Consider the following 16,216-nt stretch of genomic DNA (forward strand, 5'->3'; position numbering starts at 1 on the left):
TGATGAACAGTAAATGGATGTTGGCCGCTGCTTCCGGTGCGGTCTTGTTGAGTCAGGCTGCCGTGGCAGACCTGAATGCAGGCGTCAATGCTGCCGTGAATGCCCAGGCAGATGCCGATGCTGCTGAACAGACTGTTCGTGACCAGCGAGATGCGGCCAAGGCAGATGCCAAGCAGGCAGAAAAAGATGCGCGGGCGCAGCGTGATCAAATGGAGAGCGATGCCAAAGCCCGCCATGACGAGATGAAAAAAGACGCCAAGGCAAAGCGTGATGCCATGAAGGATGACGCAAACGCCATGGGCGATGATGCCCGTGCCAAGCACGATGCCAACATGAAGAAAATGGAAGAAAACCGTGACGCCGCGCGTCAGCGTCATGAAGATGCCATGAATAATGCGCAAGGGGCTGGCGCCAATGCCAACGCTGAAATGAAAGCGGGGGCCGCCGGTGTCAATGCGGAGGCGAAAGCGGATGCCAAGGCGGACGCTGAGAAGAAAGAAAAATCCTGGTATAACTTCTGGGATTAATATTCTTTCCGGGATCAAAAAAGGCCGCGATTCGCGGCCTTTTTTTGTTCTTGTAAGCGTTGACTGATGAACAGTTTTTAGCGTTTTCCGTCGCGCCTCAGTATTGGTTCACGGTGCCATTTTCGCCTACCAGAACCACGTCGGCAGGCCGCTTGGCGAACAGGCCATTGGTGACGACGCCAACGATATTGTTGAGCGTGGTTTCCAGTTCAATCGGGTTGGTGATATCCAGGTTGTGCACATCGAGAATGATATTGCCGTTGTCCGTGACAAAGCCTTCGCGGTATTCCGGTTGCCCACCCAGTGCGACGAGTTTACGGGCCACATAAGAGCGGGCCATGGGGATGACTTCTACCGGTAGTGGGAATGCGCCGAGGCGTTTCACCTGCTTGGAGACATCCACAATGCAGATGAATTCCCGCGCTGCGGCGGCGACAATTTTTTCCCGGGTGAGTGCGCCGCCGCCGCCCTTGATCATTTCCCGGTGGCTGTTCACTTCGTCTGCCCCGTCCACATACACCGACAGGTTGCCTACATCATTCAGCGAGAAAACCTCAATGCCATGTTGCTTGAGGCGTTCGGCAGTAGTCTCGGAGCTGGCTACGGCGCCTTTGATGCGATCCTTGAGGGTGGCCAGTCCGTCGATAAAGAAGTTGGCGGTGGAGCCGGTGCCCACGCCGATGATTTCCCCTTCGGGGACAAAACGCAGTGCGGCTTCGGCCACCTGCTTTTTCAGCGCATCCTGATCCATGAGGCTGTCCTGTCGTAGTGTGGGTGTGTGTCGACCGTGAAAGGTGCGCCAATTATAGGCCAGCGGCGCCCCTGACTCGACCCCGGCCTATCGCATTTGTGGCGGCCAGCCCCTAGACTATTCCTTTCCCTTCACAGAATGAGCCCGGAACCCTCCATGTTGGACAAATACGTTAAACGGATACTGCAATCCCGCGTCTACGACGTGGCGGTGGAAACTCCCATTCATGCAGCGCCGTTGATTTCCAAACGTATTGGCAACCGGGTGCTGCTCAAGCGTGAGGATCTGCAGCCGGTGTTCTCCTTCAAGCTGCGTGGTGCCTACAACAAGCTGTGTCAGCTGACGCAAGAGCAGCTTGCCCTTGGGGTGATCTGCGCGTCGGCGGGCAATCATGCCCAGGGGCTGGCGCTGGCCGCGTCGTCCATGGGCATCAAGGCAACCATCGTAATGCCGCGCACCACGCCGGACATCAAGGTAAGTTCCGTGCGTCGCCATGGCGGCAAGGTGGTGCTGCACGGCGACAGTTTTGATGAAGCGCTGGCCCAGGCCCTGAAACTGCAGGCCCGTGACAACCTGACCTTTGTTCATCCCTACGATGATCCGGATGTGATTGCCGGCCAGGGCACGGTGGGCATGGAGATTCTGCGTCAGCAAAGCCGCGATCTGGATGCTATTTTCATTCCGGTGGGCGGCGGTGGCTTGGCGGCCGGTGTGGCGGCTTATGTGAAATACGTGCGCCCGGATGTGAAAGTGATCGCGGTCGAGCCGGAGGATGCGGCCTGCCTGAAAGCGGCGCTGGAGAAAAAGCGTCGGGTTACGCTGCCTGAAGTGGGGCTGTTTGCCGACGGTGTTGCGGTGAAGCAGATCGGCAAGGAAACCTACAAGGTGCTGCGTGACCATGTGGATGAGGTGATCACCGCCAGCACCGATGAAATCTGTGCGGCCATCAAGGACGCGTTCGAGGATACCCGTGCCATCTGCGAACCGGCGGGGGCGCTGGCACTGGCCGGTTTGAAAAACTGGGTGGCGAAGCACGATGTGCGAGACCAGACCCTGGTGGCGATTCAAAGTGGCGCCAATGTGAATTTTGACCGCCTGCGTCATGTGTCAGAGCGTGCCGAGCTGGGTGAGCAGCGCGAGGCGATCCTGGCGGTGACCATTCCGGAGAAGCCGGGGGCGTTTCGGGCATTCTGTCAGGCCCTCGGGCGGCGCGGAATCACCGAATTCAACTACCGTTACAGCGATGATCGCGATGCCAATATTTTTGTGGGTATCCAGTTACGCCCGGGCGGTGAGGCGCTGCAGGCGCTGATGAGCGAATTGCAGGAGCGTGGTTATCCGGTGGTGGATATGAGTGGCAACGAAATGGCCAAGCTGCATATCCGCCATCTGGTTGGAGGCCATACCTCACGCCAGGACCTGCAGGAGCGTCTGTTTCGGGTGGAGTTCCCGGAGCGCCCGGGGGCGTTGATGAAATTTCTGCAGTCGCTGGGCGAAAAATGGAACATCAGCCTGTTCCATTACCGCAACCATGGCGCGGCCTATGGCCGTGTGCTCGTGGGTTTCCAGGTGGAGGAGGGCAAGCAGGCCAGGCTATTGGCCGACCTCAAGAAGGTGCCCTATCCCATGGTGGAAGAAAGCGACAACCCTGCCTACCGGCTATTTTTGAACTAACGCCGGTTTAACCGGTCAGTTAATCGGCGTAGCCGTTGCTGGCTTGTCAGTGTCCTGCTTTTCGCCCGATGATCGCTAACCTGTTGATTTTACATTGTCTGCTGTGTGCGCACCGTGTTAGCTTGACGTGAAATACGCCCTGCGACACTGGAGAGTTAGCGGGGTGTTCTGTTAAGAAGTGTCAGCAAGCAGCGCTAACTGCTTGACTTTACATTTGGAAATGATCAAATTTTGACCCACTTGGCATTTTATGCTGTTAAATCAGACTAAGGTGACAATCTTGTTAATACTTTTGGGTCACTTTTTTCATATTGCTGTACCATTTTGGGGAATAGAACAATGAAGAAAAAGCCGGACGCCCTGGTGCTACTGGCGGTTGTTTTCGGGTTAGGTGTGCTGGTTAGCAGCCTGACTCATGGTGGAAATGAACCGGATTACCAGCGTTACGCTGACAGTGCAGGCATTACCGTTACTCAGACGCAGCAGTAACCACGCTGTCCACCGGTTGGTCCCACGGGGCCACCGGTATCTCACCTCGCGCCATTTTCTGAAAATCGTACCCGGCGGCCACCAGCCGTGGCCGGCGCGGATGCCGTGCCAGTTGTGCCAGGGTGCGGTCGTAGTAGCCCCCTCCCATGCCCAGTCGATACCCCGCCTCATCAAAGGCCACGGCGGGCAGGATAATCACATCCAGCGCCCACAGGGCCCGCCCACGATAGCGCAGAGCGGGTTCGTGAATGCCGTAGGCATTGGCGCGCATGGGATGGTGATGCTGCCAGAGGCGAAATTGCAGGTGTCCGGGGCGCAGGGCGTCGACAAAAGGCAGATAGGTGGAGGCCTGCTGAAAGCGAGGGTGGCGCAGGGCGGGGCGTACATCCAGTTCGCCGTCGTTGGGCAGGTAGATAGCCACGTGGCGGGCAGGGCGGTGTTGTATGGCCCGGGCCAGGGCTGGGCCGAAACGGGCGCTGGCGCGGCGGCGTTGGCCGACGCTGAGGGCGCGACGTTGCTGCCGGAACTGGCGGCGTAATTGCTGGCGTTGCCGCGTGGTGGTGATTTTCGCGTCAGGCATCGGGTATCCGGCGTCAGCGATAATAAAGGGTGCTTCCCGGCCCGCCGCTGCGGGTTTGACCCTTGAACCGAAGGTTCAAGGTGGCGGCAGCAGCCTTGCCCTCAGGCTTTCCGCTCAATAGGCGGACATGCACACGGACAAGGCAATATATGCCCCCGGGTAGTACATTATCGGCAAGGGGACTTGACCCTCTGGCGCACGGGCCAGGAAGCACTTGAGGACATTATATCAGTGGTGCGGGGGGTGGGTCAGTCTTGACAGGGCAGGGATTTCGTTGGTGGTTCTTGGTCTGGATGCGAAGCCGCTGCAAGAGGTGCTCCTACAGGCGAGGCGGAGAAGAGTTACAGTTTCCGGCGGGCGTCTTCGAAGGCCTGGATTTCGTCTTCCAGGCGGCCGAGCAGGGCCTGCACCCGGGCTTCGCTTTCGGAATCCTGGGAGACGCTCTGGCGGGCGCGGAGCAGTTCGTGGCTCATGTTCAGGGCCGTCATGATGGCAATGCGTTCCAGGCCGATGACATTGGCATCACGCACTTCGCGCATCTGTTCGTCCAGATAACGGGCGGCCGCCAGCAGGTTGTCCTGTTCCCCGGCGGGGCAGGCGACGCGATACTCCTTGTCCAGTAGATGAATTACCAGGGAGTTTTCGTTAGACATTCCGGATTACACCGCATTGGCTGTGAGTCAGAGTCAGGCAGGCGGTCACGTTCAGGATTCCTGCTCGAGAGATTTCAGACGCGAGATGATGGCCTCGACTTTACTGCGGGCCGCATCATTTTTTTTCAGTAACTGGGCCCGTTCTTCCACCAGTTTGCTCTCGCGATCATGCAAGGCCTGGTTCTCTTGACGCAGCCGCGCGCTGATGCGCAGCAGGTCATCGACTCGGGCTTCCAGTTGCCTCAGTTGTTGTTCCGTCGTCATGGCAAAATGGTCGCTGTTCGCCTAAGGTAGCTCCCCTGCACCTTACCGGTATTTTCCGGTGATGGCGCCCCCACCCGGATTGCAGGCTTTTTGTACTATAGGTGTGGGGTCTGTAAGGGTCAATGAAATTCAAGTGTGATAGCCACTTAGCACACACTTCTCAGGTAATCCCCAACTCTGCTTCCCGGGGCCGCCGCGCCAGCGGATCACCGGCTGTTGAAAACGGAAAGACGCATGTCCAACGATATTGATTTTGAGGTTCTCGTCCAGGGGCTGGCTGCGGCCGGCGTAAAGCATTCTCCCAGTGAATTGCAGGGGGTGATTGCCGGCCTGCTGGCCACCGGTCACGGCGGCCATAATGAGGAACTGCTTGGGGTGCTGGCTGCCCACGTGGATATGCCGGAGGGTTTCGGTGCCGAGATGAATGGTGCCTTGCTGGCGGTTCGGGACCAGTTGCACGGCGGTTATCAGGGCACCGGTCTGGAGCTGAATCTGCTGCTGCCGGCGGATGAGGATGATCTGGGCTTGCGGGTGGCCGCACTGGCCCAGTGGAGCGAAGGCTTCCTGGTGGGCTTTGGCACCGGCTCGGCCAACACCCACGACAAGGATCTGTCGCCGGGTGTACAGGAAGCGCTATCGGATCTGGCGGCGATCAGCCAGGTCGCCACGCCGGATGATGACGGCGACGCGGAGGAAGACATGTTCGAGCAGGTGGCCGAGCACTGCCGCATGTCTGCCCTGATGATTTACACTGAACTGGTCATGCGTCATCAGGGCAAGCCGGAGTCGGCGCCAGCGGATAAAACACCGCCAACCCGGCATTAAGTGTTGGGCGTCAGACGTCTGGCGTGTTGCGTGAAGCGTGCCGCCTGTTGCGTTATTTAAGGAGTCGTTTTGAGTATCAGCCGCCAGGAGTTTGCCCGTCGTCGTCAGGAACTGATGACCATCATGGGGCCCAACAGTATTGCCATTCTGCCCGCCGCCCCGGAGCGCACCCGTAACCGGGACGTGGAATATCCGTACCGGCAGAACAGCGATTTCTGGTACCTCACCGGCTTTGCTGAACCGGAAGCGGTGATGGTGCTGCTGCCGGGTCGGGAGCATGGCGAGTATGTGCTGTTCTGCCGCGACCGCGATCGCACCATGGAAATCTGGAATGGCTACCGTGCCGGGCCGGAAGGTGCAGTATCGGAATACGATGCGGACGATGCATTCCCGATCAGCGATATCGATGAAATTCTCCCTGGGCTGATCGAAGGCAGTGAACGGGTCTATTACGATCTGGGCCACGACAGCGAATTCGACCGGCGCCTGATGGGCTGGGTCAACAGCATTCGCGAACGGGTGCGCAGTGGCGCGCACCCGCCCGGCGAGTTTGTGGCGCTGGCCCACCATCTGCACGACCTGCGGCTGTTCAAATCCGCCGCAGAAGGCAAGCTGATGCGCAAGGCGGCCAGCATTTCAGCCGGCGCCCATGTGCGCGCCATGCAGGCGGTTAAACCGGGGATGATGGAATACCAGCTGGAAGCGGAATATATCCACGAATTCATGCGCCACGGTTCGCGCAGCCCGGCCTACCCGAGCATTGTCGGTGGCGGCGCCAACAGCTGCATCCTTCATTACATCGAAAACACCGGAAAGCTGAAAGCCGGTGATCTGGTGCTGGTGGATGCCGGTTGCGAGCTGGAACATTATGCATCCGATATTACCCGTACCTTTCCGGTCAACGGCACATTCAGCAAACCACAGCAGGCGCTGTATGAGTTGGTGCTGGCCAGCCAGTATGCGGCCATCGAAGCTACCCACCCGGACAACCACTGGAACGTGCCCCACGAACAGGTGGTGAATATACTGACTCAGGGGCTGATCGACCTGGGCCTGTTGAAAGGGGAATTCAACGAGCTGGTGGAAACGGAAGGCTACCGACAATTCTTTATGCACCGCACCGGCCATTGGCTGGGCCTGGATGTGCATGACGTGGGTGATTACCGCATTCAGGAACAATGGCGCCAACTGGAGCCGGGCATGGCGCTGACCGTGGAGCCGGGACTGTATGTGGCGCCGGATGACACCACAGTGGACGAGCAATGGCGGGGTATTGGCATTCGCATCGAGGATGATGTGCTGGTGACCAAAACCGGCTGCGAAGTGCTTAGTCACGAGGTGCCGAAGGACGTGGCAGAGATTGAAAAGATAATGAAGGGCAGTCGCGAGTAACGAGTGCCGAGTATCGAAAAGCCTGGGCTTTATGTTTTTCGTAACTCGGCACTTTGGTGATTCGCGCCCCAAGTGGTGCTCCTACAGCGAAAATGGACGTTGGAATGACGCAACAGCCTTTGGTGATTGTTGGCGGTGGTATGGCCGGGGCCTTGCTGGCGCTGTTGTTGCGTCGTCACGGTGCCGCCCGGGTGATGCTGATCGAAAGTCACCCGCTGTCCCTGCCCGACGCTCCCCCCCTGACTCCCAGTTTTGATGCCCGCAGCACTGCTTTGTCCGCGGGGACGTTATCGGTGCTGGATGATCTTGGCCTTGGCAATGCCGTTCGTGAGCACGCGGCGGCTATCGGTACGGTGCATGTGTCGCGACAATCGCGGCTTGGCATAACGCGCATGTCCGCCGCAGAAGAAGGGGTGGCGCAGCTGGGTGCGGTGGTGGAAAACCGCTGGCTGGGATTTGTGTTGCTCGGTGCCTTGTTTGCGGATGAGGGCATTGAGGTGCGGGCGCCGGATACCTTGTCGGGTATTCGCCGGCAAGAGGGCGGTTACCAGGTCACTCTGGCCAGTGGCGAGGTGGTGGAAACGCCGCTGTTGATTGCCGCCGACGGCGCCCGGTCCAAGACCCGGGAGTGGCTGGGTATCAGTGCTCGGGATCACGACACCGGTCACGATGCGTTGATCGCTAACCTGTCCCTGAAAGAATCGCACAAGGGTATTGCCTACGAACGCTTTCTGAATGACGGCCCATTGGCCTTGTTGCCGCTGCCCGATCAGCGCATGGCGCTGGTGTGGACCGGCCCGCGGGAGCAGGTGAACCAGTGGATGGCGTTGGCGGACGACGAAGCACTGGCGCAGCTGCAGGGTTGTTGTCCGGCGGACGCGCCACGCCTTGGTGGTATCGGTGAGCGCCAGCGTTACCCGCTGATCCTCACCGATGCCTGTGCCCAGGTGGTGCCCCATGGGGTGGTGGTCGGTAATGCCGCTCACACCCTGCACCCGGTAGCCGGGCAGGGCTTTAATCTGGCGGTACGGGATCTGCTGGCGCTGGCGCAGACCGTGGGTGGCAATGCCGACCCCGGTAGCCTGGCGACCCTGCAGGCCTACGCACAAAAACGGGAAAAGGATCAGGCCCTGATCAGCCAGGCATCCCGCTGGGTGCCGGAATTGTTCCGGGTGCAGCAGCCGCTGTTTGCGCACAGTCGCCAGTTGGGGTTGGTAGCCATGGATATCCTGCCCGGGCTGCGTAGTGGTTTTGCAAAACGGGCCATGGGGCTTTAAGAACAGTTGAAGGTTCAAAGTTTAAAGTTGAAAGGCGCGGGCAAAGGGGGGGCTTGGTACCCGAAGTCCGAACCCGCGATTCAGCGCGAAACACCTTCCGTTCAGATTGGCACCAAACCCGCCTCGCGTTTGAACTTTAAACTTTGAACTTCGCGGCTGGTTGAATGGTGCTGACGGTGGAGGGGCATTTCTGTCCTTTGGGTGAACTATATGACTGGCAGTAACGAACAACACATCATCATCGTTGGCGGTGGCATGACCGGTGGGGTGCTGGCAGTGCTGTTGGCGGAGCAAGGGTTGAAGGTGACCGTGCTGGACGGTGCGCCTGCCCCGGCCATGCCGCAGGGCCCGGCGCAGTTGCGGGTGTCCACGCTTACCGAAGCCAGCCATTGGCTGCTGCGCAATACCGGGGTGTGGGATTATCTGGATGCGTCGCGGGTGCAGCCCTACAGTGCCATGCAGGTATGGGACCAGGATGGCACCGGCGAGGTGCTGTTTCAGGCGGAGGAGGTGGGCGCCGAGAGCCTGGGCTGGTTGCTGGAGAATGGCCACCTGGCTGCCGCGTTGTATCGGAAAGCGGCCACCTTGCCGACATTGGATTGGCAGTGCGGCGTGCAGGTGGATGCCCTGCGCCGCGATGCCGACACCGGCCAATGGGCGGTGCGCAGTGGCGATACACACTGGCAGGCAGACCTGCTGATAGGCGCCGACGGTGCCCGCTCGCAGGTGCGCGAACAGGCGGGCATCAGTGGTGGTCCGCGCGACAGTGGCCATCATGCATTGGTGGCCACCATCGCCACTGCGCAGCCCCATGGCGCCTGTGCCCGCCAGGTCTTTATGGAAAGCGGGCCGCTGGCGTTGTTGCCGTTATTCACGGACGCGGAGCAAGGGGATCAGCGTCAGTGTTCCATCGTCTGGTCTGGCTGGCCGGAACGAATTGCGGAACTGCGCGACAAGGATGCGGTCTCTTTCGCGGCAGAATTGCAGGCCGCCGTGGGCGACGCCCTGGGGCCGGTGACCCTGCTCAGCGAACGGGCGGTGTTCCCGATCCAGGAGCGTCACGCCAGCCAGTATGTGGCGACTGGTCTGGCGCTGGTGGGCGATGCCGCCCACGTGATACACCCGTTGGCCGGGCAAGGTGTGAACCTGGGCTTGCTGGATGCGGCGGTGCTGGCAGAAGAAATCGCGCGGGCCAGTGAGCACGGGCGAGACTGTGCCGACCCGGCCGCCCTGGCGCGTTATCAGCGCCGCCGCCGCGGCGAAAACCTGCTGATGCAGAATGCCATGCGCGGCTTCCAGTCCCTGTTCGAGCAGCGTGCCATGCCGGTGCGCTGGTTGCGGAACACGGGCATGCGCTGGGTGAATCAGGCCGGCCCGGTGAAAGGTTTTTTCGCCCGTCAGGCCATGGGGCGAACCACGGATTTGCCGGCCCGGGCAAAACCGCCAGCGTTTGGCGCTAGAGCTGACTGGCGTTAGCTGCCATACTGGTGGAAGTTAAGAATCATTCTTGTTTGCGAATAATTGGAGCGAATGGATATGCGCGTGTTTGGCATCATAGTTGGCGCCCTGGTTGTGGCGTCTGGCCTGTGGGGGTGTTCCGAACCGACCGCCGATGAAGAGCTGGTGGTGTATACCTCCCGCAACGATCACCTGATCAAACCGGTGTTCGATGCCTACACCGAGGCCACCGGTGTGCGAATCCGCTACATCACCGACAATGCCTCGGCCCTCACCGCCCGTTTGCAGGCCGAGGGTGAACGCTCCCCGGCGGATATGCTGATCACCGTGGACGCCGGTAATCTGTGGAATGCGGCAGAAAAAGGCCTGCTTAACCCGGTGGAATCCGTGGTGCTGAAAAACAATGTGCCCGATGCGCTCACCGACCCGAAAAAGCAATGGTATGGCCTGACCGTGCGCGCTCGCACACTGGTGTATTCCAAGGACCGGTTGCAGCCCAGCGAGCTGTCTACCTACGAAGACCTGGCCGACCCGAAATGGAAAGGGCGCTTGTGTTTGCGCACCTCCAAGAAGGTCTACAACCAGTCGCTGGTGGCGACCATGATTGAGCGTCTTGGCGAAGAAAAGGCCGAAGAAATCGTGCGCGGCTGGGTGGCCAACCTGGCCACGGATGTGTTCTCCAACGACACCGCCTTGATGGAAGCTATCGTTGCCGGCCAATGTGATGTGGGCATCGTTAATACCTACTACTACGGCCGCATGAAGCGCGATAATCCGCAGCTGCCGCTGGGGCTGTTCTGGGCCAACCAGGAGTCCAGCGGCGTGCACGTGAACATTTCCGGTGCCGGGGTTACAGCGAATGCACCGCATCCGGAAAAAGCCAAAGCCCTGCTGGAATGGATGACCCAGCCCGCCGCCCAGCAACTGTTGGCCGACCGCAACCTGGAATACCCGGTGAATGCGTCGGTGAAACCCCCGGAAGAGGTGCGCTCCTGGGGCGAGTTCAAGTCTGATGATCTGAACGTGAGTGTGGCCGGTGCCCTCCAGGTGGAGGCGGTGAAACTGATGGACCGCGCCGGATACCGCTAACCGGTGATTCGGCGCGGCGCGTTTTCGTTCAGTGGGGCCAGCGTGATTGCGCTGGCCCTGTTGGTCGTGGTGCCCATTCTGGTGCTGCTCGCTGCTTGGCGACAGCAGGAATGGGCGACCTGGCAGCACCTGATGGACACGGTGCTGTTGCGCCTGATTGGCAACACGGTATTCCTGATGATCGGCGTGGCCATTGGCGTGTCGCTGCTGGGCATCACCCTGGCCTGGTGTGTGGCCACCCTGGATTTCCCCGGTCGTCGCTGGCTGCAATGGGCGTTACTGCTGCCCATGGCCATGCCCGCCTATGTGCTGGCGTTCGTGCTGGTGGATCTGCTCGACTATGCCGGGCCGATCCAGACCCAGATGCGCAGCTGGTGGAGTGCTTTCCCAGGCTTCAGCGCCCGCCATCCTCTGTGGGTTGTGGTGACTCTCTCGTTGGTGCTTTACCCCTATGTGTACATGCTGGCGCGGCTGGCCTTCCAGGCCCAGGGCCGTGCCGTGCTGGAGCAGGCACGGATTCTTGGTGATGGCCCGCTCCGTGCTTTTTTCAAAGTGGCGTTGCCCATGGCGCGGCCGGGCATTGCTGCCGGGCTGGCGCTGGCGTTGATGGAAACCCTGGCGGACTTCGGGGCGGTGTCAGTATTCAACTTCGACACCTTTACCACTGCCATTTATAAAAGCTGGTACGGGCTGTTCAATTTACAGGCGGCGGCGCAGCTGGCGTCGTTGTTGTTGCTGTTTGTGCTGGTCTCCCTGTGGCTGGAGCGCCGTGGCCGGCGCCGGGCCCGTTTCAGCGAACTGGGAGGGCGGCAGGTCATGCGCGTGCGACCGCGTTTTGCCTGGCTGATCTCCGCCTTCGCCTTTGCGGTGCTGTTCATGGCCTTTTTGCTGCCGGTGTGTCGCCTGTTGTACTGGGTGGTAGGCACGGGCATCGACGGGCTGGATAGCCGCTTCTTCAGCCTGATCTGGCGCACCTTCCTGCTGGGCGCCATGGCCGCCTCGCTGGTGCTGGTGCTGGCCAGCTGGCTGGCCTGGGTCAAGCGCCACCAGCCGTCGCGGGCAGTATCCGGTTCGGTGCAGTTGGCCACCCTGGGCTATGCATTGCCCGGCTCGGTGCTGGCGGTGGGCATCATGGTCAGCTTCAGCGCCGTGGAAGCCCGGCTGGACCAGTGGGGTCTGGCGATTCCGCTGGTGGGCGGGCTGGCGGCGCTGATTCTGGCCTATGTGGTGCGTTTTCTGGCGGTGGCCTTCGGCCCGGTGGAAAACGCGTTGCAACAGGTGCGCCCCAGCCTGGTGGAAGCAGCCCGTACCCTGGGTGCTTCCGCCTCCGATGTGGGGCGCCGGATCTACCTGCCGATGATGCTGCCGGGGCTGTTCACCGCGCTGCTTCTGGTGGGCATTGATGTGATGAAGGAAATGCCTGCCACTCTGCTGCTGCGACCCTTTGGCTGGGACACGCTGGCAGTGCGTATCTATGAGCTTACCGCCGAAGGGGAGTGGCAACGCGCCGCCGCCCCGTCACTGACCCTGGTGTTGCTGGGGCTGGTGCCTGTCATCGTGCTTAGTCGCCGCCGTTAGTCAGGCTTTATTTGCACGATCGTTCACATTTAACCCTCCATTTTCTAGTAGTAAAGTTGTTTTTAGTTAATGACTTACTACTGATTCATTATGCTTTTAGCTCTCTTGTGAACAGTTGTGAGCATTATTTTCAATAGTGTGATCCGGTCATCGTTTTTTTCCCTGTCTGTATTGCTACTTTCTCCTTTCGCCATGGATGAATTGCCGTGGTGCGGTGGCAGGCAATGGATGCCTGCCCGCAATAACAATAAAGCCCGGCTTCGTCGTGACGATGGCATGCCGGTGCACGGAGATGCCAATGCAAACCCTGACCGTGCTTCTCGATCGGCGCGTTTTTCTGCGCTTGTGCCCATGGTTGAAGAGCCTGATGGGCGTGAGTTTGTTGGCCTTGCTGGTTGCCTGTGGCGGCGAGGAGGGGGCCACCGCATTCGATGACAGCGGGAAAGGGGGGCTTTATTACAGTTACCCCTATGATGGACAGCAGGCGGTGCCTCCCCATGCCCCGATCGTCCTGCGTTTTTCCGACCCGGTGTCGCTGGACGCCAGCAATGTCAGCCTCTACGAATGCGCCCCGGATGCCCGCCGTTGTGATGCGAGTAGCGCTGTGGCCAGCGTGGCACTGGCGGCGCCGCACAGCAGTGGCAACGGCCGGGGCGTCGTGCTTGCGCCGGACGTCGGTGCACTGAAAACCGGCACGGGTTATTCCCTGGTGCTGAATGATCTGGTCATTGATGATCAGAGGGTGAGCCTGCCCAACGGCAGCCTGGCGTTTCGCACCCGGATAGCCCGCGAAGGGCCGATCCGGGATCAGGTGCCGGACCCGCAGCTGGCGATCACCCGTATCGTGCCGGACGGCGACTTGCCGCTACTGGATTTTTCCACCGTGAGTGTGCGCTTCAATCAGCCGCTGGACCCGAAAACGGTGAAGTATGGCGATACCGTCAATCTGACATCCGGCGGTGAGCAAGTGCCCGCCGCAGTGTGGGCGAAGGGCAGCGCACTGGTGCTCGACCCGGAGGAAACATTGATCCCCGGTCAGTCATACAGCCTGTTGATTATGCCGGGAGTGAAAGGGCTGGCCGGCGATGGGCTGGACAGCCCGATGCTGAAAAGCTGGGTAGCCAGAAGTACGGAGCCGCGAGCCACCATGGTCCAGCGTGCCGCCGCCGCTGACGACTGCGATCAGCCGTCACCTTCCAGTACCTCCATGCTCACCGGCATGGCCATCAACTGTGTGCCGGTCATCGCCCGGTTGCTGGGTGACACCACCGTGTCGCGGCAGTCCGGTGATGTGTTTGCGGAGCTGGCCTACGCGCCAAATTTTCCGGAAGTGACTCCGCTGCGCATTCCCCGTGGTGCGTTACTGAAAGGGGACCCGCTGAAAGTGATGATCGGTGGGCAGGTGGATGCCGGTTTTGATTCCGGTGAGGTCACCGTGATGTTTCTGTCCGATGCCACCGGTTACCTGATCCCCAACCCCAATAGTGTCAGCCCCAATGCACCTCGGCAGCTGCGCCTGAATATCGATGTGGCGTTTGCCACTGAAGAACCGCGTGCCAATGGCGCCTTCACCCAAACGTTGCTACAGGTGGAGCTGGTCGGCACAGCCAAGGCCAATACCAGCACCGGCAGCCTGGTCACCGATGCGGTGGGCGTGGTGGAGCCGGAGGTGCTGGGGGTGGAAACCGCCTACGGGGTGCTCAGTTTCCATATGGAGTCCTACCCGGACCAGAACAATGCCCCGGCACCGCAGGACGATATGACACCCCCGACTTTGCAAGCGTGGCAGCCGGGTGAAGCCACCTTGATGCAGCGGCCGGGGGACCCGGTGGTGCTCAACTTCAGTGAACCGCTGGACCCGGGCAGCGTGCAGGCCGCCGGTGAGGCGGATGACACCTTGTTGCTGACCCGCGACGGCATGCCGGAGCCGTTTCAGTGGCGCGTGGATGGCGCGGCCCTGGTGCTGCAGCCGGAAGAGCCTTTGGCCCATGGTGCGCAGTATCAGGTGTTGTTCACCGACGGTATTCGCGACATCGCCGGCAACGGCGCGCTGGCCGATACCCTGACTTTTTCCCTGCCGGACTATGCCGCCGGGAACGCCAGGGCGCCGCTGGTGCTGTCTGCCTATCCGGGCTTTCCCTGTAATACCGTGGGCCGGGATCTGGCTGCCAATCGTGCCGGGCGCTGCGTCGGTGGCCGTGATGGCACCGGCACCGCGCCGGAGGGAGCGGGCCCGGTGGTGGAAGATGACCACCTTCCCCTGGCCCGTTTGCCGGTTAATCGCGACATCAAGCTGACCTTCTCCCAGGCCCTGGATGCGGATTCCGTGAATGCCGATACCTTTGTGCTGGAGGCCGTCGACGATGCGGGCCAGCCGCAAGGCAATGCGCTGCCCGGCGTGTTGAATGCCCGGGGGCGCACGCTCACCTTTACCCCCGAGGAGGCGTTGCAGGCTGGAGAGTTGTACCGCTATACCCTGCATTCTGTGGTCGATAATCCGGCCTGTGGGGTGGACGCCATTTGCGATGGGCGAGGCCTGCCGTTGCAAACCCGGCTGCTGTATCAGGGCCCGGAAAACGTACCCGGGGCACAACAGGGCGGCGAATCGCTGGTGGTGTATTTCCGCGCCAATGAGGCAAGCGGTGAGGTGCTGCAGGGGCTGCGGAACCTGCCTACGGCAGACGTGAATGCCAGCCTGATCCGTGAGTCCAGTGAGGCAGCCCCCTCCACGGAGGCCAGCGCCATTCTTAACAGTGCGTTTCTGGAAAAAGGAACGCCGGCGGCACAGGGCCAGCTTATTGCCGACTTTGATATCGGCTGCCCCGGTGACGACTATGTCACCCCGGACCTAAGTGCGTTTCCGGCCCTGGAAGCGCAGTACAGCCATCTCTATACGGATATGCCCGAGGCACCTTGCCCGGATAACCAATACCTGTTCCTGAGCGGCAACCTGACAGCGGAGATCGACGGCTACCTGAGCGCAGAGGACGTGCTTGCCCGTTTCGGTGATGATCCGTTGATTCCCGATGTGGTGAAGACACAGGGGGGCGTGCTGGCCTACATTCACCCCAGCCGGATCGTGACCACAGGCACTACCGTCTACCCGATCCTGACCCCCATCGCCGCCAACCTGACCCAGGCGGTGATGCCCGCACCCACCGGTCCGCAGCTTATGCGTATCCGTTATGCCTGTGACGCCAACCCCGCGGCCTCGGCACCCTGCGCCGCCCAGGACCAGGGCCGGGTGAAAGGCTGGATTGTTGAAGGCGCCAGCGAGCCGCAGTTTGTCACCCGCCTGAATCTGTATCTGGATGCGCCGCAACTGGAGCCGGTCGCCGTGCTGGCCGGGATGGCGCAGCCCTTCACCCATAACCTGCACAGTTACCCGCTTACGCTGGGGCTATCCGGGGCGGTGACTTTTCTGGACGACGGCCGGCTGGACATTCATCAACTCAGCACCCAGGCCCTGCCGGTGGATGTGTATCTGGGCGGCATGGTGGCGGATCTGGTTCAGGGGGTGGATGCCATTCACATGCAGATTCCGGCAGGCAGAACCGAGCTCAATTATGTGAGCGAGCCGGTGAAGCCCTGATCCATCTGCCGGAGGTGGCAGTAATAACAAACGCGCTGCTGCCTGCTCTGTGTCGCGATGCAGGGCA

General features: G+C 60.7%; 14 protein-coding genes and 1 other RNA gene. 10 read left to right on the plus strand and 5 right to left on the minus strand.

The annotated features are described in order from the left end of the window. Positions 1 to 2: 2 nt before the first annotated feature. Positions 3 to 527, plus strand: a complete 525-nt coding sequence (locus tag F1529_RS02025) for a hypothetical protein (protein ID WP_155131692.1) — start codon at positions 3 to 5, stop codon at positions 525 to 527. A 97-nt stretch (positions 528 to 624) separates the two neighbouring features. On the opposite strand, the gene rpiA is transcribed toward F1529_RS02025, so the two are convergent. After that, positions 625 to 1,278 carry a ribose-5-phosphate isomerase RpiA gene (gene rpiA, locus F1529_RS02030; protein WP_155131695.1) on the minus strand — a complete coding sequence of 218 codons (654 nt, stop codon included), beginning with the start codon at positions 1,276 to 1,278 and terminating at the stop codon, positions 625 to 627. 138 nt (positions 1,279 to 1,416) lie between these two features. Between rpiA and ilvA the strand changes: the two genes are divergently transcribed. Both ilvA and F1529_RS02040 read left to right on the plus strand, forming a co-directional pair. Then, positions 1,417 to 2,952 carry a threonine ammonia-lyase, biosynthetic gene (ilvA, locus tag F1529_RS02035; RefSeq protein ID WP_007149560.1) on the plus strand — a complete coding sequence of 512 codons (1,536 nt, stop codon included), beginning with the start codon at positions 1,417 to 1,419 and terminating at the stop codon, positions 2,950 to 2,952. A gap of 339 nt (positions 2,953 to 3,291) precedes the next feature. Further along, complete coding sequence (locus F1529_RS02040; RefSeq protein ID WP_155131698.1) at positions 3,292 to 3,441, plus strand: hypothetical protein; 150 nt, start codon at positions 3,292 to 3,294, stop codon at positions 3,439 to 3,441. On the opposite strand, the gene F1529_RS02045 is transcribed toward F1529_RS02040, so the two are convergent. From F1529_RS02045 to F1529_RS02060, 4 genes are all read right to left on the minus strand, one after another. Then, positions 3,422 to 4,021 (minus strand): 5-formyltetrahydrofolate cyclo-ligase, encoded by a 600-nt coding sequence (locus F1529_RS02045; protein WP_155131701.1) that lies wholly within the window; start codon positions 4,019 to 4,021, stop codon positions 3,422 to 3,424. The two genes, F1529_RS02040 and F1529_RS02045, sit on opposite strands and share 20 nt — an antisense overlap. 29 nt (positions 4,022 to 4,050) lie before the next feature. Then, positions 4,051 to 4,234, minus strand: a non-coding RNA gene (ssrS, locus tag F1529_RS02050) — 6S RNA. Positions 4,235 to 4,362: 128 nt separating this feature from the next. Then, positions 4,363 to 4,674, minus strand: a complete 312-nt coding sequence (locus F1529_RS02055) for a cell division protein ZapA (RefSeq protein ID WP_007149380.1) — start codon at positions 4,672 to 4,674, stop codon at positions 4,363 to 4,365. Between the two features lie 51 nt (positions 4,675 to 4,725). Then, positions 4,726 to 4,938 (minus strand): TIGR02449 family protein, encoded by a 213-nt coding sequence (locus F1529_RS02060; protein WP_007148702.1) that lies wholly within the window; start codon positions 4,936 to 4,938, stop codon positions 4,726 to 4,728. A gap of 234 nt (positions 4,939 to 5,172) precedes the next feature. On the opposite strand from F1529_RS02060, the gene F1529_RS02065 reads away from it, so the two are divergent. The 7 genes from F1529_RS02065 (at position 5,173) to F1529_RS02095 (ending at position 16,149) form a co-directional block, all read left to right on the plus strand. Next, positions 5,173 to 5,763, plus strand: coding sequence for a UPF0149 family protein (locus F1529_RS02065; RefSeq protein ID WP_155131704.1), 591 nt, complete (start codon positions 5,173 to 5,175; stop codon positions 5,761 to 5,763). Between the two features lie 69 nt (positions 5,764 to 5,832). After that, on the plus strand, positions 5,833 to 7,155 hold the full coding sequence (pepP, locus tag F1529_RS02070; RefSeq protein WP_155131707.1) for a Xaa-Pro aminopeptidase: 1,323 nt from the start codon (positions 5,833 to 5,835) through the stop codon (positions 7,153 to 7,155). 104 nt (positions 7,156 to 7,259) lie between these two features. Further along, positions 7,260 to 8,432 (plus strand): FAD-dependent monooxygenase, encoded by a 1,173-nt coding sequence (locus F1529_RS02075; RefSeq protein ID WP_155131710.1) that lies wholly within the window; start codon positions 7,260 to 7,262, stop codon positions 8,430 to 8,432. 210 nt (positions 8,433 to 8,642) lie between these two features. Then, positions 8,643 to 9,908 (plus strand): UbiH/UbiF/VisC/COQ6 family ubiquinone biosynthesis hydroxylase, encoded by a 1,266-nt coding sequence (locus tag F1529_RS02080; RefSeq protein ID WP_155131713.1) that lies wholly within the window; start codon positions 8,643 to 8,645, stop codon positions 9,906 to 9,908. Between the two features lie 60 nt (positions 9,909 to 9,968). Continuing rightward, a complete protein-coding gene (locus tag F1529_RS02085) occupies positions 9,969 to 10,979 on the plus strand; it encodes an extracellular solute-binding protein (protein ID WP_230457845.1) in 1,011 nt (336 codons plus the stop codon). Between the two features lie 3 nt (positions 10,980 to 10,982). Continuing rightward, a complete protein-coding gene (locus tag F1529_RS02090; RefSeq protein WP_007150382.1) occupies positions 10,983 to 12,557 on the plus strand; it encodes an iron ABC transporter permease in 1,575 nt (524 codons plus the stop codon). Between the two features lie 298 nt (positions 12,558 to 12,855). Next, positions 12,856 to 16,149: an Ig-like domain-containing protein gene (locus F1529_RS02095; RefSeq protein WP_155131719.1), complete on the plus strand. Its 3,294-nt coding sequence runs from the start codon at positions 12,856 to 12,858 to the stop codon at positions 16,147 to 16,149. Positions 16,150 to 16,216 lie beyond the last annotated feature (67 nt).

The organism is Alcanivorax sp. VBW004, from assembly GCF_009718865.1.
Classification (GTDB): domain Bacteria; phylum Pseudomonadota; class Gammaproteobacteria; order Pseudomonadales; family Alcanivoracaceae; genus Alcanivorax.

Excerpts from the sequence above, each read along its gene's own strand:
- F1529_RS02055 (WP_007149380.1), bottom strand. The coding sequence starts at position 4,674 with ATGTCTAACGAAAACTCCCTGGTAATTCATCTACTGGACAAGGAGTAT.
- F1529_RS02025 (WP_155131692.1), top strand. The coding sequence starts at position 3 with ATGAACAGTAAATGGATGTTGGCCGCTGCTTCCGGTGCGGTCTTGTTG.
- rpiA (WP_155131695.1), bottom strand. The coding sequence starts at position 1,278 with ATGGATCAGGATGCGCTGAAAAAGCAGGTGGCCGAAGCCGCACTGCGT.
- F1529_RS02075 (WP_155131710.1), top strand. The coding sequence starts at position 7,260 with ATGACGCAACAGCCTTTGGTGATTGTTGGCGGTGGTATGGCCGGGGCC.
- F1529_RS02045 (WP_155131701.1), bottom strand. The coding sequence starts at position 4,021 with ATGCCTGACGCGAAAATCACCACCACGCGGCAACGCCAGCAATTACGC.
- F1529_RS02065 (WP_155131704.1), top strand. The coding sequence starts at position 5,173 with ATGTCCAACGATATTGATTTTGAGGTTCTCGTCCAGGGGCTGGCTGCG.
- F1529_RS02060 (WP_007148702.1), bottom strand. The coding sequence starts at position 4,938 with ATGACGACGGAACAACAACTGAGGCAACTGGAAGCCCGAGTCGATGAC.
- F1529_RS02040 (WP_155131698.1), top strand. The coding sequence starts at position 3,292 with ATGAAGAAAAAGCCGGACGCCCTGGTGCTACTGGCGGTTGTTTTCGGG.
- F1529_RS02080 (WP_155131713.1), top strand. The coding sequence starts at position 8,643 with ATGACTGGCAGTAACGAACAACACATCATCATCGTTGGCGGTGGCATG.
- F1529_RS02085 (WP_230457845.1), top strand. The coding sequence starts at position 9,969 with ATGCGCGTGTTTGGCATCATAGTTGGCGCCCTGGTTGTGGCGTCTGGC.
- ilvA (WP_007149560.1), top strand. The coding sequence starts at position 1,417 with ATGAGCCCGGAACCCTCCATGTTGGACAAATACGTTAAACGGATACTG.
- F1529_RS02095 (WP_155131719.1), top strand. The coding sequence starts at position 12,856 with ATGCAAACCCTGACCGTGCTTCTCGATCGGCGCGTTTTTCTGCGCTTG.